Raw genomic sequence first — 17,825 nt, 5'->3', positions numbered from 1 at the left:
GCCACCGGTCGCAAAGGTGGGACACTGAAACCATGAATGCAGCAGAAGAATTCACGCAGTGGCGCCGGATGCGCAATGAAGGCCTGGCCGCTCCCTTCGGGTGGCTCTCGCTGAGCAGCTACCAATGGCTCCCCGCGGATCCCGGCCACCTGGACCTGGTCCCCGGCACCTGGAGCGCCGACGCATCCGGAGCGAGCGCCGGCTTCGCGGCAGCCGAATCGGTCACCACCCCGGACGGCGACCCGGTGTCCGGAACCCTGGAAAAGTCCCTGCACGAGGACGAGTCGATGCACTTCGTCCGCCACGGCGACACCCTGGTGGAGCTGGGAGTGCGCGGCGGACGCTACATGATCCGCACCCGCGAGCGCACCCACCCGCGGCTGAAGGCCTTCTCCGGGGTTCCGGTCTTCGACCACGATGCGCGCTTCGTCGTGGCCGGGCACTTCACGCCCTTCCACTCCCCGAAGGTAGTCCCGGTCGACAGCTTCCGGGCCGACACCACGCTGAAGGCAGAGCTGGTCGGCGAGGTCGCCTTCACGCTCGCCGGACACACCGCGTCCTTGGCCGCGACGCAGAACGCCGACGGCGCGCTGACCCTGGCCTTCAGGGACACGACCAACGGGGAGCAGACCGCGCCCTGGCGCTTTGTCACGGTCCCGGCCCCCGGTGCCGACGGTTCGGTCATGATCGACTTCAACCGCACCTTGAACTATCCCATGGCTTTCTCGCCCTTCGCGGTGTGCCCCGCCCCGGTGCCGGGCAACCGGCTCGGGATCGCGGTGCGCGCCGGGGAAAAGCTGCCGCACTAGAGCTGCCGGGCCGATGGCCCCGGCAGCGGTCGCGGTGTTTCCTACTTCGGGCCCATGCGGATGGCGCCGTCAAGGCGGATGGTTTCGCCGTTGAGCATCTGGTTGGCCACAATGTGTTCCACCAGGGCCGCGTATTCGGCCGGTTTGCCCAGGCGTGCCGGGTGCGGCACCTGGGCGCCCAGCGAGGCCTGCGCCTCGGCGGAGAGCGAGGCCATCATCGGGGTCTCAAAGATGCCCGGGGCGATGGTCATGACCCGGATGAAGTGGCGGGCCAGCTCGCGGGCCAGCGGCAGCGTCATCGCGGCCACCGCGCCCTTCGACGCCGCGTAGGCGGGCTGGCCGATCTGCCCGTCGAAGGCGGCGACCGAGGCGGTGTTGATGATGACCCCGCGTTCTTGCGTGCCGGTGGCCGGGTCCACGAGCGGCTCGGTCGCCGCCATGGCCTCGGCCGCCAGCCGCACCACGTTGAAGGTGCCGGTGAGGTTGATGGCGATGACCTTTTCGAAGGTGGACAGCGGCAGCACGCCCTCGCGTCCCAGCACCTTTCCCGGGGTGGCGACCCCGGCGCAGTTGACCACGATGCGCAGGTTCCCCATTTCCCCGGCCGCGGCAATGGCCTCCTTGACCTGGGATTCGTCGGTGACATCGGCGGCCACGAAGCTGGCCCGCTCCCCCAGTGCGGCCGCGGCTGCATCGCCGTTGGAGGAGGGCAGGTCCACCAGCAGCACGTGGGCCCCGGCGTCGTAAAGCACCCGGGCGGTGGCGGCCCCGAGGCCCGAGGCGCCTCCGGTGACCAGTGCGACTGAGTCGGTGATGAGCATGCTGAAATTCCCTCCATAGTGTTGCCGGCGGCCGCCAATTGGGTTAGGGGCCATTAACTCACTCCAGCGTAGGCGAGCCGGCTCCCGGACAAAAGGGGTGGTGCGACAGTCCTTGCGGCCGCCACAGTGGCCGTAGACTGCACAAATGGGGCGCTTCATCTTGATATCCACGCGGGAACACGACCTGGCCACCTCCGACGAGGTGCGCGGGGTGCTGGCCGCCAGCGGGCTGGCCGCCGATGCCCTGCGGGTCATCCGGCTCGACCGCGAGCCGCTGGGCCCGATCAACGAGTTGGGGCTGCAGGACTGCCCGGGCATCATCCTGGGCGGCAGCCCGTTCAATGCCTCGGACCATCCCTCGGTGAAATCCGCGACGCAGAAGCGCTGCGAGGCGGATCTGTCCAGGCTGCTCGATGTGCTGGTGGCCGAGGACTTCCCGTTCCTGGGTGCCTGCTTCGGGGTCGGCACGCTGGGAATCCACCAAGGCGGGACGATCGACACCCACTACGGCGAGCCGGTGGGCACCTCGCGGATCCGGCTCACCCACGAGGGTCGGATCGATCCGTTGCTGGCCGGGCTTCCCCAGGAGTTCGACGCCTTCGTGGGCCACAAGGAAGCTGTCTCCGTGCTCCCCGCCTCGGCGGTCCTGCTGGCGGACTCGGCGGCCTGTCCCGTGCAGATGTTCCGCGTCAGGACCAATCTGTACGCCACCCAGTTCCATCCCGAACTCGACCCGATGGGGTTGGCCCAGCGCATCCTGATCTACCGGGATGCCGGATACTTCCCGCCGCACGAGGCCCAGCGCCTGCACGATGCGGCCCTGGGCTCGCGCGTGGAGTGGCCCGCACTGATCCTGCACAACTTCGTGCAGCGCTACGGGGCCGAACGCTAGACGATCCCCTGCCCGGCCTCGAGCCGGGCCACGTAGTCGGCGATCTTCCTGCGCCGGGTCTCGACGCCCTTGACGGTGTGCAACCTGTAGTAGATGGCGAAGCGCTCACTGGCACCGAGGGTTGCCAGCATGTCCCGTGCCCGGGGAGATCCGGACACCGCCTCGAGGAAATCGGCCGGAAGCTGCGCCGAGGCCTGCCCCGCATAGGCGTCCTCCCACCTCCCGTCGGCCTTGGCCGCCTGGACCGCGGCGGTCCCCGCAGGTTCCATCAAGCCGGCGGCCTCCAGCCGCTGGATGTGTTCCACGTTCCTGGCGGACCACTTGCTGCGCGCGGTGCGCGGGGTGAACCTGTTGGTGAAGCTGTGCTCGTCGCGCCCGTTGCGCTGGCCGTCGATCCAGCCGAAGCACAGTGCCTCGTCCAGCGCCTGGGCGTAGGTGAGGCTCGTGGTGGTTCCGCCCTTCTTGTGCAGCACCACGCGGACCCCGGGGTGGTCCGCGTGGTGCTCGGCGAGCCATTGGCGCCAAGCCGCGGCGTCGGGGAGCAGGAGTTCTTCCAGAAGGATTGCCATGGCACCAATCCCACCACGCCAGGCCGCGTTGGCGCCACCGCAGGCGCCACCGTCGGCGCCCCTTCACAAATCATTGCTAACTTGCTAGCATCCCTTGCATGGCAACGAACGAGGACGCATCCAGTCCCAGAATCCAGTTCAACGTCTATTTGCCCGCCGCCCTGGTGCGGCGGGTGAAGCACGCGGCCATCGACGATGAAGCAAGTCTGTCGGCCTTTGTCGAAAAGGCGCTGGAACACTACCTGGAGGATCACTGATGCTGCGCGTCCGTCCCACCCTGCACACCCCGCACGTAGCGCAGTGGGCACGGCTGCTCACCGCGCTGGGCCTTCGGGAAATGCCGGTGCTGCCGGCCAACCTTGCCGCGCCCGGCACCGTGCAGCGCTGCTATGCCGCCGATGCGGGCCGCATCCTGCTGCAGGACTCCGCCACGTTTCACACCGAGCTGGTCTTCGAGGTCCGCGACCTGGAGAAATTCGCGCAGTGGACCATCGGCGACGGAACCCCCGTGACGATGCTGCCGGCACCCCACGGCGACGGCCCCCGGGCACAGGCGCGGATCACGGCCCCGGACGGGCTGTCCTTCACCGCACTCGCGGTGGATCCGCTGGCCACCGAGGGAACACCGCCGGACACGGCAGGCGCCGACGGGCAGCTGGCGGTCCTGGCACTGTGGAACACCCCCGATGTGCCCGGTGCCCAGGCAACCCTGGCCAACATCGGGGCAAAACCTGACACCTTCTCCAACGGCGGCGCATGGGCGCAGTACCGGGCCAAGCACGGCGGCCTCGTCGCGGCACACGCCGGCCAGGCTCCCCGGGTCGAGCTGTCCCTCGAATATTCCGGGAAGCTGGAAGCGTTGGCCGGCCAGCTGCCTTCCGCCGGCTTCGAGTCGCAGCTGGTCGACGAGGCCTACGGGCGCACCCTGTTGGCGGAGCACCCCGACGGCGGATCGTTGTGGATCAACGAACGCCAGCGGGACCTGTACGGATACACGCGGCACTGATGCCGCCGAAGCCGGGGACCGGTGCCGGGGCACCGAGGGGAATAGCCCGGGCGGCACGCCGGTTGGCACCCGACATGAGCAAACTCTTTACGCCGGTCACCCTGGCCGCCCCGACGGGCCCCGGCCTTCGCCTGCGCAACCGCACGGTGCTGGCCCCGATGTGCCAGTACTCCGTCACCCAGCACGACGGGGTGCCGCACGCCTGGCACCTGGCACACCTCGGCGCCCGGGCCGCCGGCGGCTTCGGGCTGGTGTTCACCGAGGCCACCGCCGTGGCCGCCGCGGGCCGGATCAGCGACGCGGACACCGGCATCTGGAACGACGCCCAGGGAAGCGCCTGGACACCGATCGTCGACTTCATCCACTCCCAGGGCGCGGCCGCCGGCATCCAGCTGGCACACGCCGGAGCCAAGGCCTCCACCCACCCGTGGCTGCCGGGCCCCATCGCCGCCGGGGAAACCGGGAACCTTCCGGTGCCCGGCCGCGGCTGGGAAACCGCCGGCCCCTCGGCCACGGACGCCTTCGGGCTGGCCCCGGCCACCGCGATGTCCACCGGGCAGATCGCCGCCTCGGTCCGGGACTGGGCCGACGCGGCAACCCGCGCAGACGCGGCAGGATTCGATGTTGCCCAGATCCACGCCGCCCACGGGTACCTGGTCCACGAGTTCCTTTCCCCGCTGACCAACACCCGCACCGACGAGTACGGCGGAAGCTACCAGAACCGCACCCGCTACGCCCGCGAGGTCATCGCCGCGGTGCGCACCGCCTGGCCTGCGCACAAGCCACTGGCCATCCGCTTCTCCGGAGACGACTGGGTCGAGGGCGGGTGGCGGATCGCCGACACCGTGCGCTTCGCCGCCGAGGCCTTCGAGCTGGGGGTCAGCGCCTTCGACCTGTCCAGTGCCGGGATCGGCAAGTACCACGGACCCTCCGGCCCGGGCTTCCAGGTGCCGCTGGCCGCGGCCGTGAAGCAGGCGGCCCCCGGGGCCTTCGTGACCGCTGTGGGCATGATCAACGATCCTTCGCAGGCCGAGCAGGTGCTGGTCACCGGCGCCGCCGACGGGGTCTCGATCGGCCGCGCGGCGCTAAAGAACCCCAACTGGCCCGCGGTGGCCGCCGCCGAATTGGGGGTGCCGCGCGAGCAGGTGCCCTTTGCCGCGCAGTACTGGCGCGCCCACTGGTAGGCGCGCCCGCGCTGCAATGTAAAAGGTGAGGGCCGTCCGGGAGGGGATTCCCGGACGGCCCTCACCTTTTTTGCGGGGTTATGGCAGTGCGCCCTGCCCCGCCGTCTAGCCGCGCAGGTCCTTGCCCACCGATTCGGGCATCTTGTAGACGGTAAACGCGCTGACCAGCAGCAGGATGATGGAGTAGACAGCGAAGACCGTTCCGCCGACGGAGTGCCCGAACCAGGCGTTGAACCCGGCTTGCAGGAAGGCCGCGGTGCCGCCGAAGGCCGCCACGGCGATGGCGTAGGGGATGGCCACGCCGATGGTGCGGATGGCGGTGGGGAACAGCTCGGCGTACACGGCCGGAACGATCGAGGCGGAGGCTGCGATGAAGATCAGCATCACCGACATTGCGACGAACAGCTGCCAGGCCTCACCGCGGACCAGGGAGGACATCGGGAACTGCAGCACCGCGGCACCCAGGGCCGAGATCAGCAGGACCGGACGACGGCCGATGCGGTCCGAAAGCTTGCCCCAGAACGGCAGAGCCGTCATGAACACCAGGTTGGCGGCGACGCCGGTCCACAGCGCGGTGGCCGGATCCATCTTCAGGTTGGCGATCGCGTAGGCGGGGGTCGAAACGGACCAAATGTAGTAGACCACGGTCAAACCGACGGTCAAACCGATGACCCGCACCGCTTGGCGCCAGTTGGCCATGATCTGCGAGATGACCGAGGGACCCTTTGTGGCGGCCGCGGCCTTGGCCGACTTCTGTTCCTCGAACTGTGCAGTTTCCTTCAGGCGTGAGCGCATGATCAGGGTGTACAGGCCCATCAACGCCCCGACGGCAAAGGGGATGCGCCAGCCGAAGGCGCCCATCTGTTCCTTGGTCAGGGTGACGGTGAGGATCGCGCCGAGCAGGGTGCCGGCCACGATGCCTGCGGTGCCGGAGAAGTACATCAGCGTGGAGTAGAACCCGCGCTTCGGGGCCGGGGCCACCTCGGCGAGGTAGGTCTGCGCGCTGGGCATCTCGCCGCCGTGCGCCAGGCCCTGCAGCAGGCGGGCCACCAGCAGGATCAGCGAGGCGCCGGCTCCGATGCTCCCATAGGTCGGGGTGACCGCGATGATCAGCGAGCCGACCGAGGCCAGGCCCACGGCCATGGTCATGGCCGCCTTGCGGCCGACCTTGTCCCCGATCAGGCCGAAGAAGGCCCCGCCGAAGGGGCGGGCCACGAAGCCGACGGCAAAGATCGCCATGGTCGCCAGGAACGCGGAGGTCGGGTCGGCCTTGGAGAAGAGCTGGCCGGAGATGAAGGAGGCGAACGTGGCGTAGATGGCCCAGTCGAACCATTCCACGGCGTTGCCCGCGCCGATGCCCAGCAGGGTCTTGAAGGTGGACTGGCCCGGTGTCCCGTGCGGGGACGGTGCCGCGGCGTGCTGGGGCCGGACGGTGGTCTGGGGGCTGCCGGCCGGGGCCAGCTCTTCCTTGATGCTCATGGGAGTGTTTCCTGGGTTCTGTGTGGGAGGGGGAACGGGGGGGGTTAGCGTGTTGCCAGGGAAGCGAGCTTGGCGGTGGCCAGCTGCGTGTAAAGCGCGGTACCGCGGCCCAACACCGAATCATCGAAACGTGCATACGGGGAGTGGTTGTACTCCGCCGCGTCCGCATCCACGCCGGGGGCCAGCGCGGACAGGAAAACAAAGGCACCGGGAACCTCGTTGAGCACCCGTGAGAAATCCTCGGACCCGGCCAACGGGCTGGCCATGGTGGTGAAGGACCCGGTGCCGAAAAGCTCGTGCACCGCATCGGCGGCGAAACGGGTCTCGGCCTCGGTGTTGATCGTGGTGGGGTACTCGGTGCGGTATTCGACATCGATCTCCAGCCCGTGGGCCCGGGCGATCCCCTCCAGCAGCGCGGGGACCACGGCCCGCAACTTCTCGTGCGCGGCATTGCTGAAGGAACGGATGGTTGCCTCGAAGTAGGCGGTTTCGGGGATGATGTTGCGCACCGTCCCGGCGCGCAGCACGCCCACGGAAACGACCACCGGATCGAAGATGTCGAATTGGCGGGTGACCATGACCTGCAGGGCCGTGACCATTTCCGCGGCCGCGGTGACCGGGTCCTTGGCGGCAAAGGGCGCCGAGCCGTGCCCGCCGGCGCCGCGCACCGTCACGAAGAGCCCGTCGGAAGCACTCATCATGGTTCCGGGCTTGGCGGTGAAGACACCGGTGGATCCCATTGAGCTCATCACGTGCAGGCCGAAGGCCGCATCGACCTTCCTGCCGCTGGCCTCCAGCACGCCTTCGCGGACCATGTGGCCCGCACCGTCCCAGCCTTCCTCGCCGGGCTGGAACATCAGCACCACGTCCCCGGGCAGGGACTCGCGGCGCTCGGCGAGCAGGGTGGCCGCGCCGGCCAGCATCGCGGTGTGCAGGTCGTGGCCGCAGGCGTGCATGGTGTCCCCGGTCTGCGAAGCGAACTCGACACCCGATTTCTCGGTCAGCGGCAGCCCGTCCATGTCCCCCCGCAGCAGCACCGCGGGGCGCTCGCCGGCGGGGGCGTTCGATGCCCCGCCGCGCAGCACCGCTGTCACCGAGGTGAGGTCCTGGCCCAGGGAAATCTCGAAGCCGAGGGGCTCGAGCCACTGCAGGACCCGTTCCTGGGTGCGCGGCACTTGCAGCCCGACCTCGGGCTCGCGGTGCAGCGCGTGGCGCAGGCGGGCGATCTCGGGGGCGAGTTCCCGTGCGTCCTGCAGGATGGCGGTGGTGGTGCTCATGCCCTGTGGTCCCTTCCTTCATTCCGTCGCCCACCCGGTGGTGAGTTGTGTCACTTTCGATAGTGGGGCCCGGGAAGGATAATGGATGAAGATTCAAAGATAATTGCGCAGGATGGCCTTCAAACTGCGAAAATGTGCACGGTTGAAAAAAGGGGTTCCATGGAGCTGCCGGTCGAGGACCTGCAATTGGTGAACGCGCTGCAGATCGCACCGCGGGCAAGCTGGGCCGAGCTGGGGACGATCCTTGGCCGGCACCCGGCGACGCTGTCGGCGCGTTGGAACCGGCTGCGGGAGGACCGCATGGCCTGGGTGCTGGGGCACCTGGGCGGCCACCCGGAACAACATTGCACGGCATTCATCGAGGTCGTGGCCGACCCGGCCCTTGTTCAGGAGGCTCGGCAGGACCTCTGCGCCATCTCGGAGGTGCTCACCGTGGATGACGCGACTAGCAGCGCCGACTTCCGGCTCACCTGCCTGGCCGCGGATTGGCTGGGCATGGCCCGGGAGGTGCTTCCGCGCATCCGCGCCGCCCGCGGCGTCAGGCGCACCAAGGTCTCGCTGTGCACCAAGCTTTACGCGACAGGAAACGTGTGGCGCCTGGATGTGCTTTCCACCGCACAGCAGGCGCAGCTGCAGCGCCTGAGCCATCCGCCCTCGGCCGCCCCGACGCTGATTCCCGACACGTTCTGGCCCATGCTGCGGGTGCTGATGCGCGACGGCCGGGCCACCGCCTCGGAGATCGCCCAGGCCACCGGACAGCATCCCTCGACCACGGGCCGGGCCCTGAAGACCGCCTTGGAAACCGGGATGGTGACGTTGCGCTGCGAACTGGCCAGCCACTACACCGGCTACCCGCTCACGGTCCAGTGGTTTGCGAAGGTCCCGGCCGGCGCCGCGGATGCCGTGGCAGCGTTCCTGCGCGAACAGCGAACGCTGCGGCTCTGCGCCTCCACCACGGGGGCAGCGAACATGACGTTCATGATGCAGCTGCGCACCGCGGCGGACATCGCCGATGTGGAGGCCCGGTTGGCCCAAGCGGTGCCCGGGGTCGACATCATCGAGGCATGCGTGGGCGTGCACTCGTTCAAGCGCATGGGCTGGATGCTCGATCCCGATGGCAGGCCCACCGGGGAGGTCGTCACCTGAGGTTCGGCGCGTTGGGATCCGGTGCCGTTCCGCGGCGCCGGTGAACACGGCCATGGGGCCGGGCAAGCCCGCGGCCCGGCATCACACGCCATCGGCGGGGCAGTCACCATGGACAACCCCACAAACAACAATGCCTCCGAATCCGGGTAGCAGCCGCGGATCGAAGGCACGTCGATGGAGCAGGGTCTAGTGCGCGTGCACCTCGACCTCGGCCGGGTCCTTGGCCTTGGTCAGGAAGAGGGCAATGACGACCATGCCCGCGGCGCAGATCGAGGCCACCGTGAATCCGGCGGAGAACCCGTTGATCTGGGCCTGGAGCGGATCGATCCCGGCCTCGGCCCCGGCGCCGATGCGCGAGGCCAGGACCCCGACCAGCAGGGCCGTGCCTGCCGCTCCGCCGAGCTGCTGCAGGGTGGACAGCACGGCCGAGCCGTGGGAGTGCAGTGAATGCGGCAGCGGGTTCAGCGCGGTGGTGAAGGCCGGGGTGAAGATCAGGGCCAGGGCCAGCGACATGGTCAGGTGCAACCCGATGATCACGCCGATGGCCGTCTCGGCGCCCAACAGGCGCGAGTAGCCAAAGAGCACCCCGGTCAGGATCACGGTGCCGGGGATCATCAGCGGGCGCGGACCCACCTTGTCGAAGAGCCGCCCCACGAACGGCGCCAGCAGGCCCATGAGCAGCCCGCCGGGAAGCAGCATCAACCCGGTGGCCAGGGTGTCGAGCCCGCGCACGTTCTGCAGGTACAGGGGCAGCAGGATGATGACCCCGAACAGCGCCACCATCGCCAGCACCATCAGCGACAACGACAACGTGAACGGCCGGTAGGTGAAGGTGCGCAGGTCAAGCAGCGCATGGTCCTTCTTTTGCAGGCGCAGCTGCAGCATCGTGAAGACCACCAGGGCCATCACCGCAACGACGAGGACGACCAGCGTCTCGGCATCCAGCCCGTTGGCCGAGAGCCTGCTGAGCCCGAAGACCAGGCCGCCGAAGGCCGGGACGGACAGGATCACCGAGGGGATCGACAGCGGCATCTTCGAGGCCTCTGCGACCTTGTTCAATCGCGGCGCACCGATGAACAGGGCGGCCAGCGCGATGGGGGCGACGATGAGGAACATGTAGCGCCACGACAGCGAATGCAGGATCAGCCCCGAGATCGTCGGACCGATGGCCGGGGCCACGGAAATCACGATCGACACGTTGCCCATGATGACCCCGCGCCTGTTGGCCGGCACCAGGTCAAGGATGGTGGTCATCAGCAGCGGCATCATGATCGCGGTGCCGGAGGCCTGGATCACGCGGGCGGCGAGCAGCAGGGAAAAGCCCGGGGCCGCGGCGGCAAGGAGCGTACCCAGGGAGAACAGGCCCATGGCCAGCATGAACACCCCGCGGGTGCTGAAGCGCTGGAGCAGGAAGCCTGTGGCGGGGATGACCACGGCCATGGTGAGCATGAAGATCGTCGCAAGCCACTGGATGGCTTCCTCGCTGACCTGGAACTCGTGCATGAGCACCGGCAGCGCCACGTTCATGATGGTTTCGTTCAGGATCACCACGAAAGCGGAAACGATCAGCACCGTGATGGTGGCCAAATCCTTGGGGTTGAGTTTGGTGCTGGTCTCGGTCACGGGCGTGGCCTCTTCCATGGGTGTTGGAATGGTATTTTTCAGAACATTTCATTCTAGCGTCAGGGAACGTCAGATGATTCCCTGAAAACGAAAACATGTCCGGGATTACACAACACGGCCGCCGACGTGGCCCGGCGGCGTCTCGATGGGCGAAGATGGGAACATGAACGTTCGCACTCCGGATCCCTATCCCGGCTGGTTGTCCGATGAAGACCTCTACGAGGCCCGCGCCCGGTTGCCCATGCTTTACATTGAAGCCATCCCGGTGCGCCTGGATCCGCTCGGCTATGTCACGGAGATCGGCCTGCTGCTCACCGCCGATCCCGAGGGCAGGATGCTGCGCACCTTCGTCTCGGGCCGGGTGATGTACCGCGAGACCATCCGTGCGGCACTGACCCGCCACATCGAGAAGGACCTGGGGCCCATGGCGATGCCGCAGCTGCCGCCCAGCCCAGCCCCCTTCACCGTGGCCGAATATTTCCCGTCCCCGTCGGAGACCGGGTTGACCGACGAACGGCAGCACGCCGTGGCACTGGCCTACATCGTGCCGGTCCGCGGGGAGTGCTCCCCGCGCCAGGACGCACTGGAGCTGACCTGGTTGACGCCCGAGGAAGCGCTGAGCCCGAACATCCAGGAGGAGTTCGCCGGGGGCCGGGAGAACCTGGTCCGCCAGGCCCTGGCCCACGTGGGGCACGTCGGCTAAAGGGCAGCAGCGTCCCTAGCGGCGTTCGAGTCGGCCGGCCAGGATCGCCTGGCCGGGTCCGATCAGTTCCGCGGTGATGCCGCGGCGCCCCGCCATCGCCATGAGCAGCGCCTCGCCGGTGCCCGCCACCTCGGGGCCCTTGCCATGGGCGAAATCCAGGTCGGTTGCCACGAGGCGCAATCCGCGGATCCATCGCCAGGGCGCGAGCCGCGGGTTGCCCGGGGTCATTGCGAGCACCCGCAGCAGCCGTTCCTCGGGGATCTGCCGTTCCATCCCCAACGGTCGCCTGATGTCTTGGTGGTGGATCATGCCGTCGGACAGTCCGATCTTCCCGCCCAGGCCGGCGGCCAAACCGCTCGGGCGGGCATGGGCGCGGAGGTTGGCCAGCAGCTCGGCGGTGGTGGCGTCCTTCATGGCGTCGACTCCAACCTGGTTGGCGCGCACCACCCGGCCCTTGGCGAAGCGTCGCAGCAAGCCCAGGGCACCGAGGTCGTCGTAGGAAACCACGTGCGCCACCACGTCGCGCACGCGCCAACCGGTACACGAGCTCGGCGCGTCCCATTGATCGTCGGCAAGGCCTTCCAGGAAATCGGCGAGGTCGGTTCTTTCGGCCTGGGCCAGGTCCATGTCGTTCATGGGGCAATTCTTCCACCACTCCGGCGACGGCTGGAACGGCGCAGGGTGCCTGCTACGCCTTCTCGGGCATCAGCCTGCGCCGCAGCCAGGATCCGTAGAGCGCACCGAGCAGCACCACCAGCATCCCCACGAGGGCGCCGATGATGGTCTCCAGCATCCGGTCGTAGAGCAGCACCGTGTTGAGCCCGGTCCCGAAGGAAACGCCTACCAAGGCCAGCGGAGTGACGAAGATCTGGGCCAGGAAATAGTTGCGGGCGATGAACATCTCGGCCGCAAACTGCAGCAGCCCGATCATCGCCAGCAGCACCCACACGGGAGGCGCGAAGGCGATCACGGCCGCCATCAGCACCAGCCCGGTCAGGGTCCCGAGGATACGGTGGACGCCGCGGCGCACACGGTGCCGGGTGGTGTGCCCCACCAGCGGAACCACGGCCGCCACCATGGCCCAGTAGCTGTGCCCGGTGGACAGAACCGGGGCCAACAGGTTCGCGATGGTACCGGCCAACCCCGCGGCGAGCAGGTACATCAGCGCCTCGATCCAAATGGCCAGGCGCACCGGTTTCGAAAGCGGCGCCGGGGCCGTGTACCGGCCCCACGACGCCCCCTTGACGAACACGATCCCGGAGAAACCCAGCACGATCGACAGCAGCACCGCGGCGGTGGCCGCTGCCATCGATTCCGCCGGCGGCGGCTGGTGCGGCATCGAGGCAATGGCGGCGAAGGCGAAGATGTGGAAGAGCGAGCCGCCGGGACGCAATTGCAGGTACCCGGTGACGACCGAGCAGATCCCCGACACCACGGTGGTGAGCCCCACGACCATCCACGCGCTCGCCGCCACGTCGTCGTGGTCGACGAGGTAGTGCGAGGCAAGTGCCGCGGCCAGGATCACCACCAGGAACAGGCCCCCGGCCTTTGCCTGGGCCGCCAGCCGGTTCGCGTAGCCCGGCACCCGGCCATAGACCCCGGTGAAGGCGCCGAAGATCACGAACACCATCAAATCCAGCCGGTCGATGGCCAGCAAGCCGAAGAGCGGGACGAAGATCCCCACGGCCGTGCGCAACGCGATCCACTGGTCGTTGTTGGCCGGGCCCAGCGTCAACAGGCTTCCGAACTTGTTGGTGCCCATGGTTTCCTTTGGTCGTTGCTTGCGTTGCTTGTGGCCCCGAGCTGCTGCCTGCCGGGTGCCGAGATCGGCACCCACGGATTAACGCTACGCCTTGTCACGCGGCGCTGCCCGGTCCTATGAGCCATCCCACGCGAGCATTTTGCCGGGGCCACGGGTGCATGCGGCACACTGGATAGGTGCCCCACGAATCTTTTGACCCCACAGCGCCCCATCCCCGCCAGTCCGACTTTTCCTTTGAGGTCGGCACCCGCCTGAACAACCCCGACGGTTCGGTGTCCAACGGACGCACCGGCGTGATCACCACCCCGCACGGGCAAATCAAGACCCCGGCCTTCATTGCCGTGGGCACCAAGGCCACCGTCAAGGCCATCCTGCCCGAAGCCGTGGAGCAGCTCGGAGCCCAGGCGGTGCTGGCCAATGCCTACCACCTGTACCTGCAGCCGGGCTCCGACATCCTCGACGCGGCCGGCGGACTGGGCCGGTTCATGAACTGGTCCGGGCCCACCTTCACCGATTCGGGCGGATTCCAGGTCATGAGCCTGGGCTCGGGATTCAAGAAGGTCATCGACATGAAGTCCGTGGACCAGTCCGGCCCGGACGACGCGGTGGCCCCGGGCAAGGAGCGCCTGGCCAACGTGGACGACGACGGCGTCTGGTTCAAGAGCCACATCGACGGCACCAAGCACCGCTTCTCCCCGGAGATCTCCATGCGGGTCCAGCACGAGATCGGCGCGGACATCATGTTTGCGTTCGACGAGCTGACCACGCTGCAGAATTCCCGCGGCTACCAGGTCGAATCCCTGGAGCGAACCCGGCTCTGGGCCGAACGCTGCGTGGCCGAGCACTTCAACCTGACCGACGATCGCGTCGGCAAGGACTACCAGGCGCTCTTCGGAGTCATCCAGGGCGCCCAGTACGAAGACCTGCGCCGCAAGGCCTGCCAGGACCTCGGGGCCATGGCCTTTGACGGCTTCGGCATCGGCGGGGCGCTGGAGAAGGAGAACCTGGGCACCATCGTGGGCTGGTGCGCGCAGGAGCTTCCGGAGAACAAGCCGCGCCACCTGTTGGGCATCTCCGAACCCGACGACATCTTCACGGCAATCGAAAACGGGGCCGACACCTTCGATTGCGTCTCCCCCACCCGGGTGGCCCGCAACTCCGCGTTCTACACCCCGCACGGCCGCTTCAACCTGTCGGGCACCCGCTACAAGCGGGATTTCACCCCGCTTTCCGAGGACTGCGACTGCTATACCTGCGAGCACTACACCCGGGCCTACATCCACCACCTGTTCAAGTCCAAGGAGCTGGTCAGCCACACGCTGATCTCCATCCACAACGAACGCTTCGTGGTGAAGATGGTCGACGACGCCCGCCAGGCCATTGAGGACGGCACCTTCTTCGAACTCAAGGAGAAGGTCATGTCCAGCTACTACGCCGGGGAACCGGATCCGCAGGGCCTGGCAACCCTCGCTGTCTGACCCGCGGCGGCGATTGCTAGGCCGTGGTGCCCGAACGCCGGGGCCGCAGCCTGCGCACGCCGACGAAGAGCAGCACCGCCAGGGCCGCCGCGGCCAGGAGCACCAGCACCGGTAGCACCACGGCCAGCAGGCTCAGGCCCAGCGCCGCCCCGTCTTCCGCGGTGCTCACCACCGGGGCGGCGACCCCGGCGGTGCCCAAGTTCAGCAGCGGCCTGGCCCCGGATTTCAGCAGATGGAAGACCAGGGCGATCCCCGCGCCGATGAGCAACGGCACCCACGCCGTGCTGCCGAACGTGTTCCCGGGATCCGCCACCGCAACGGTCTGGGCACCCACTCCGGAGGCAAAGACGAGCCCTCCGGAAGCCGGGCGCACCACCGTTTGCAGCGCGTCGTTGACCGAGTCGATGACGGGGATCTTGTCGGCGACCACCTCGATAAGCAGCAGCACCGCAAGGATGCCCATCGCCCAGCCGTTGGACAGCCAGCCCCAGCCCTCGGGCAGCGCCACCCACGAGGTGAAGCGGTTCAGCAGCCCCAGCACCAGCAGGGGGATATAGGCGTTCAGGCCCGCGGCCGAACTCAGCCCGGCGGCCGTGAGTAGTTCCATGGCTTCAGCGTAAGTGCCGCGGCGGTGCAATCACCGCATTGGTGGCGGTGCCGCGCGCGGAACACCTGCTACCGCTGCGAACGGTGGACGTTGGACCCGATCGAGGTCGAGGTGCCCACGCCCCAGGCCACGGCGGCCACCACCGCGCCAAGCAGCAACACCACCGGCGGGATCGGCGCCAGCAGCAGGCCTGCAACCAGCGCGACGACCGACACGGCCATCACCTCGTACCCGTAGGTGAAATGCAGGACCATGGGGCCGGCGGCCTTGCCCATGGCAGCCATGAGCATCACCGACCCCCAGTCGATTGCCGGCCGAAACGCCATGCGCACTGCACCCGCGGCAAGCCCCGCACCGGCCAGTGCACCCAGGCCGAGCAGCACCGGGATCTGTGCCGCGTCGATTCCCACGGCCCACCCCAGGAATCCGGCCAGGCACACGCCCCACGGAACCAGCAGCAGCGCCGCCACCAACGCGTGGGTTTGCCGCACACCCACACGGCCCAGCGGGATGATCGCATCCAGCGACGGCACGTCCGCTGCCTGCGCGGCCGCCTTGGATGCCGCCCGTGCGGCCAGCACCGAGCCGACGAGCACCAAGACGGCCAGGACCAGAGGTTGACCGCCGGGCACGGCGAAGACCCCGGCGGCCGGGACGTACCAGCCGGCCAGCATCCCGCGCCAGGTCTTGGGCGTGCGCAGCAGCACCAGCAGCTCGGCACGCACCAGCGCCGCATGGGGGCCGCGGACCCAGCGGGCCGGAAGCATGCGCGCGAAGGAATCCGAACCGCGGGCCCGGACCCGTTCCCGCCTGGCCCGGGCACGCTTGCCTTCCCGGGCGCCCGCGACATCCAGCGCGCTGCCCAGTGCCTTGTCATCCAGCAACGCCAGTGCCGCTCCCGCGTGCTCGCTCGCGGCCCCGCTCGAAATCAATTCCCTGCCGGGAATACGTTGCAATTGACCCGCCAGGGCGGCAAACCCTCCCGCGCAGAGCACCGCCAGCACCGCCGGAACCCACCAGGCCCCGGCCTGGGCCAGCAACGGCAGGGAGGACGGCAGCCACACCCACAGTGGCTCGAGGCTGCCCCGACCGGTGATGCGCAGCAGCACGTCGAACAGGTACGCCAGCAACACCGCGATGGCCGCGGCATCCAGGGCGGCGCGGAAGCGCCCAGCCGCCTGGCGGGTCTGGAACCATGCCGCCAGCAGCGAAAGCCCCACGAACAACAGTCCCAGGGCCGCGGCACCCAACAGCACCCCGGCGAACGACCCCCGGGCCAATCCGCCGAGCACGGTTCCGTAGCCGATGGGCAGCCACAGGAAGGCCCCATACAAGAAGGTGCTCACCAGGCGTTGGCCCAGCAAGCGTGCCAGGAAGCCGGTGCGTGCCACCGGAAGGCTTAGCCACCAGAATCCCTGGGCCCGGTCCACCGCCGTCGGGCCAAGCTTGGAAATCAGCAGCAGGGCCCCGAGCATTCCGAGCATCACCAGGGCGGAGGCCGCCGAGGAGCCGGGAACCACGCCGACACCGGCGCGCACGATGCCCGACCCGGGACCGCCCCGGAGGTTGTCGAAGAAGGCCAGAGCAAGCCCGGCCGCATAGCCAAAGACGATGGCGGCGGCCAACAGGGCGATGTAGGCATCGCCCATGCGTTCCCAGAAGTCCTCTCGCTTGGCGCGTTTCTCGACCACGCGGTTTCGCGCCCACGGATCAAAGTCGACCGGCTCGTTGTCCAACGGCATGCTCGGATCAACCGTGCGCAATGGCCGCAGCCCCCTGGGCGACGCTGGCCGGGATGACCTGCCCGCCGGAAACCAGCAGCACGGAGTCCGCAACGGTCGCGAGGAAGACCGGGTCGTGGGTGACGACCAGCAGGGCGGTTCCCGCGGTGGCCAGTGAACGCAGGCGGGCGGCCAGGGCCACCCGCATCACCGGGTCGAGCCGCTGTTCGGGTTCGTCGAGGACCAGCAGGCTGCAGGGGCGCAGCAGGGCGGCGGCCAGCAGCAGGCGGCGGCGCTGCCCGGAGGAAAGCCGGTGCGGATATTCCGTGCGGGCCGCTTCCAGCTCGAAGAAGGCCAGCTCATGCTCGACGGCAGCCTGCGGTTCGGGCATCCCGTGCCCGCCGGCGATGAGCTGGAGGTGTTCCTCGACGCTCAGCGAGGGGAAGAAGGCGTCCTCGTCGAAGACGACGGATACGGCCTTGCGGTAGATGAAGCTCGAGTCGTCGGTGAAGGATCCAAGGATCACTGATTCCCCCGCCACGGGTTCCTGGTAGCCGACAAGGGTGCGCAGCAGCGTGGATTTGCCGGCGGCGTTGAAGCCAACGATCCCCAGCGCCTGGCCAGGTTCCAGCAACAGGTCCAGCGGCCCGCACACGTCCTGACCGCCGTAGCCGGCGACAAGTCCCGTGGCCCTGAGCAGTTCGCGGTTCATGGTGTCCATGGTTTTGACGCTACCAACCGGCACCGC

At 68.5% G+C, this 17,825-nt stretch carries 18 protein-coding genes; 8 read left to right on the top strand and 10 right to left on the bottom strand.

Features of this window, described 5'->3' with window-relative positions:
* Nucleotides 1-32 precede the first annotated feature (32 nt).
* A complete protein-coding gene (locus FPY90_RS16325) occupies nt 33-809 on the top strand; it encodes a DUF1684 domain-containing protein (protein WP_498682172.1) in 777 nt (258 codons plus the stop codon).
* Nucleotides 810-850: 41 nt separating this feature from the next.
* Here FPY90_RS16325 and FPY90_RS16320 read toward each other — a convergent pair whose 3' ends face one another.
* Nucleotides 851-1,630, bottom strand: a complete 780-nt coding sequence (locus tag FPY90_RS16320) for an SDR family NAD(P)-dependent oxidoreductase (protein WP_498682170.1) — start codon at nt 1,628-1,630, stop codon at nt 851-853.
* A gap of 145 nt (nt 1,631-1,775) precedes the next feature.
* Here FPY90_RS16320 and FPY90_RS16315 point away from each other — a divergent pair, with 145 nt between their 5' ends.
* The gene (locus FPY90_RS16315) at nt 1,776-2,522 is read left to right on the top strand and encodes a glutamine amidotransferase (protein ID WP_498682169.1); all 747 of its coding nucleotides are present in this window, start codon (nt 1,776-1,778) and stop codon (nt 2,520-2,522) included.
* Here FPY90_RS16315 and FPY90_RS16310 read toward each other — a convergent pair.
* Nucleotides 2,519-3,091: a YdeI/OmpD-associated family protein gene (locus FPY90_RS16310; protein WP_071214792.1), complete on the bottom strand. Its 573-nt coding sequence runs from the start codon at nt 3,089-3,091 to the stop codon at nt 2,519-2,521. The genes FPY90_RS16315 and FPY90_RS16310 overlap by 4 nt on opposite strands.
* A 98-nt stretch (nt 3,092-3,189) precedes the next feature.
* Here FPY90_RS16310 and FPY90_RS16305 point away from each other — a divergent pair, with 98 nt between their 5' ends.
* From FPY90_RS16305 to FPY90_RS16295, 3 genes are all read left to right on the top strand, one after another.
* Nucleotides 3,190-3,348, top strand: coding sequence for a ribbon-helix-helix domain-containing protein (locus tag FPY90_RS16305; RefSeq protein WP_498682168.1), 159 nt, complete (start codon nt 3,190-3,192; stop codon nt 3,346-3,348).
* The gene (locus FPY90_RS16300; RefSeq protein WP_498682166.1) at nt 3,348-4,097 is read left to right on the top strand and encodes a hypothetical protein; all 750 of its coding nucleotides are present in this window, start codon (nt 3,348-3,350) and stop codon (nt 4,095-4,097) included. The genes FPY90_RS16305 and FPY90_RS16300 overlap by 1 nt, the downstream gene beginning before the upstream one ends.
* Nucleotides 4,098-4,171: 74 nt before the next feature.
* Nucleotides 4,172-5,281 carry an oxidoreductase gene (locus FPY90_RS16295; RefSeq protein ID WP_498682165.1) on the top strand — a complete coding sequence of 370 codons (1,110 nt, stop codon included), beginning with the start codon at nt 4,172-4,174 and terminating at the stop codon, nt 5,279-5,281.
* A gap of 105 nt (nt 5,282-5,386) precedes the next feature.
* On the opposite strand, the gene FPY90_RS16290 is transcribed toward FPY90_RS16295, so the two are convergent.
* Complete coding sequence (locus FPY90_RS16290; RefSeq protein ID WP_498682163.1) at nt 5,387-6,760, bottom strand: MFS transporter; 1,374 nt, start codon at nt 6,758-6,760, stop codon at nt 5,387-5,389.
* Between the two features lie 44 nt (nt 6,761-6,804).
* Entirely contained in the window at nt 6,805-8,037 is a 1,233-nt protein-coding gene (locus FPY90_RS16285; RefSeq protein ID WP_498682162.1) for a M20 metallopeptidase family protein, read from the bottom strand.
* A 159-nt stretch (nt 8,038-8,196) separates the two neighbouring features.
* On the opposite strand from FPY90_RS16285, the gene FPY90_RS16280 reads away from it, so the two are divergent.
* On the top strand, nt 8,197-9,183 hold the full coding sequence (locus tag FPY90_RS16280) for an Lrp/AsnC family transcriptional regulator (protein WP_083411212.1): 987 nt from the start codon (nt 8,197-8,199) through the stop codon (nt 9,181-9,183).
* Between the two features lie 186 nt (nt 9,184-9,369).
* Here FPY90_RS16280 and FPY90_RS16275 read toward each other — a convergent pair whose 3' ends face one another.
* The gene (locus tag FPY90_RS16275; RefSeq protein WP_498682160.1) at nt 9,370-10,806 is read right to left on the bottom strand and encodes an MDR family MFS transporter; all 1,437 of its coding nucleotides are present in this window, start codon (nt 10,804-10,806) and stop codon (nt 9,370-9,372) included.
* 163 nt (nt 10,807-10,969) lie between these two features.
* On the opposite strand from FPY90_RS16275, the gene FPY90_RS16270 reads away from it, so the two are divergent.
* Nucleotides 10,970-11,509 (top strand): NUDIX hydrolase family protein, encoded by a 540-nt coding sequence (locus tag FPY90_RS16270; protein WP_071214786.1) that lies wholly within the window; start codon nt 10,970-10,972, stop codon nt 11,507-11,509.
* Between the two features lie 15 nt (nt 11,510-11,524).
* Here the strand turns inward: FPY90_RS16270 and FPY90_RS16265 are convergent, their stop codons facing one another.
* A complete protein-coding gene (locus tag FPY90_RS16265) occupies nt 11,525-12,145 on the bottom strand; it encodes a maleylpyruvate isomerase family mycothiol-dependent enzyme (protein ID WP_498682157.1) in 621 nt (206 codons plus the stop codon).
* A gap of 52 nt (nt 12,146-12,197) precedes the next feature.
* Entirely contained in the window at nt 12,198-13,271 is a 1,074-nt protein-coding gene (locus FPY90_RS16260; protein WP_498682156.1) for an FUSC family protein, read from the bottom strand.
* Nucleotides 13,272-13,447: 176 nt separating this feature from the next.
* On the opposite strand from FPY90_RS16260, the gene tgt reads away from it, so the two are divergent.
* Nucleotides 13,448-14,749: a tRNA guanosine(34) transglycosylase Tgt gene (gene tgt / locus FPY90_RS16255; RefSeq protein ID WP_498682155.1), complete on the top strand. Its 1,302-nt coding sequence runs from the start codon at nt 13,448-13,450 to the stop codon at nt 14,747-14,749.
* A gap of 16 nt (nt 14,750-14,765) precedes the next feature.
* Here the strand turns inward: tgt and FPY90_RS16250 are convergent, their stop codons facing one another.
* From FPY90_RS16250 to FPY90_RS16240, 3 genes are all read right to left on the bottom strand, one after another.
* On the bottom strand, nt 14,766-15,356 hold the full coding sequence (locus FPY90_RS16250; protein ID WP_071214782.1) for a DUF4126 domain-containing protein: 591 nt from the start codon (nt 15,354-15,356) through the stop codon (nt 14,766-14,768).
* Between the two features lie 68 nt (nt 15,357-15,424).
* Complete coding sequence (locus FPY90_RS16245) at nt 15,425-17,098, bottom strand: DUF6297 family protein (RefSeq protein ID WP_071214781.1); 1,674 nt, start codon at nt 17,096-17,098, stop codon at nt 15,425-15,427.
* Nucleotides 17,099-17,105: 7 nt separating this feature from the next.
* On the bottom strand, nt 17,106-17,798 hold the full coding sequence (locus tag FPY90_RS16240) for an ABC transporter ATP-binding protein (RefSeq protein ID WP_071214780.1): 693 nt from the start codon (nt 17,796-17,798) through the stop codon (nt 17,106-17,108).
* Between the last annotated feature and the right edge of the window lie 27 nt (nt 17,799-17,825).

Origin of the sequence: Arthrobacter sp. C2, assembly GCA_024207135.1 — a bacterium.
Classification (GTDB): domain Bacteria; phylum Actinomycetota; class Actinomycetes; order Actinomycetales; family Micrococcaceae; genus Paeniglutamicibacter.
Note: the sequence above shows the minus strand (reverse complement) of the source record. Positions and strands in the feature narration are given on the sequence as shown.

Bases quoted from the DNA above. Each gene is read 5' to 3' on its own strand.
- FPY90_RS16270 (WP_071214786.1), top strand. From the start codon at position 10,970: ATGAACGTTCGCACTCCGGATCCCTATCCCGGCTGGTTGTCCGATGAA.
- FPY90_RS16300 (WP_498682166.1), top strand. From the start codon at position 3,348: ATGCTGCGCGTCCGTCCCACCCTGCACACCCCGCACGTAGCGCAGTGG.
- FPY90_RS16285 (WP_498682162.1), bottom strand. From the start codon at position 8,037: ATGAGCACCACCACCGCCATCCTGCAGGACGCACGGGAACTCGCCCCC.
- FPY90_RS16305 (WP_498682168.1), top strand. From the start codon at position 3,190: ATGGCAACGAACGAGGACGCATCCAGTCCCAGAATCCAGTTCAACGTC.
- FPY90_RS16280 (WP_083411212.1), top strand. From the start codon at position 8,197: ATGGAGCTGCCGGTCGAGGACCTGCAATTGGTGAACGCGCTGCAGATC.
- FPY90_RS16240 (WP_071214780.1), bottom strand. From the start codon at position 17,798: ATGGACACCATGAACCGCGAACTGCTCAGGGCCACGGGACTTGTCGCC.
- FPY90_RS16250 (WP_071214782.1), bottom strand. From the start codon at position 15,356: ATGGAACTACTCACGGCCGCCGGGCTGAGTTCGGCCGCGGGCCTGAAC.
- FPY90_RS16320 (WP_498682170.1), bottom strand. From the start codon at position 1,630: ATGCTCATCACCGACTCAGTCGCACTGGTCACCGGAGGCGCCTCGGGC.
- FPY90_RS16310 (WP_071214792.1), bottom strand. From the start codon at position 3,091: ATGGCAATCCTTCTGGAAGAACTCCTGCTCCCCGACGCCGCGGCTTGG.
- FPY90_RS16245 (WP_071214781.1), bottom strand. From the start codon at position 17,098: ATGCCGTTGGACAACGAGCCGGTCGACTTTGATCCGTGGGCGCGAAAC.
- FPY90_RS16315 (WP_498682169.1), top strand. From the start codon at position 1,776: ATGGGGCGCTTCATCTTGATATCCACGCGGGAACACGACCTGGCCACC.
- FPY90_RS16295 (WP_498682165.1), top strand. From the start codon at position 4,172: ATGAGCAAACTCTTTACGCCGGTCACCCTGGCCGCCCCGACGGGCCCC.
- FPY90_RS16265 (WP_498682157.1), bottom strand. From the start codon at position 12,145: ATGAACGACATGGACCTGGCCCAGGCCGAAAGAACCGACCTCGCCGAT.
- FPY90_RS16260 (WP_498682156.1), bottom strand. From the start codon at position 13,271: ATGGGCACCAACAAGTTCGGAAGCCTGTTGACGCTGGGCCCGGCCAAC.
- FPY90_RS16290 (WP_498682163.1), bottom strand. From the start codon at position 6,760: ATGAGCATCAAGGAAGAGCTGGCCCCGGCCGGCAGCCCCCAGACCACC.
- FPY90_RS16325 (WP_498682172.1), top strand. From the start codon at position 33: ATGAATGCAGCAGAAGAATTCACGCAGTGGCGCCGGATGCGCAATGAA.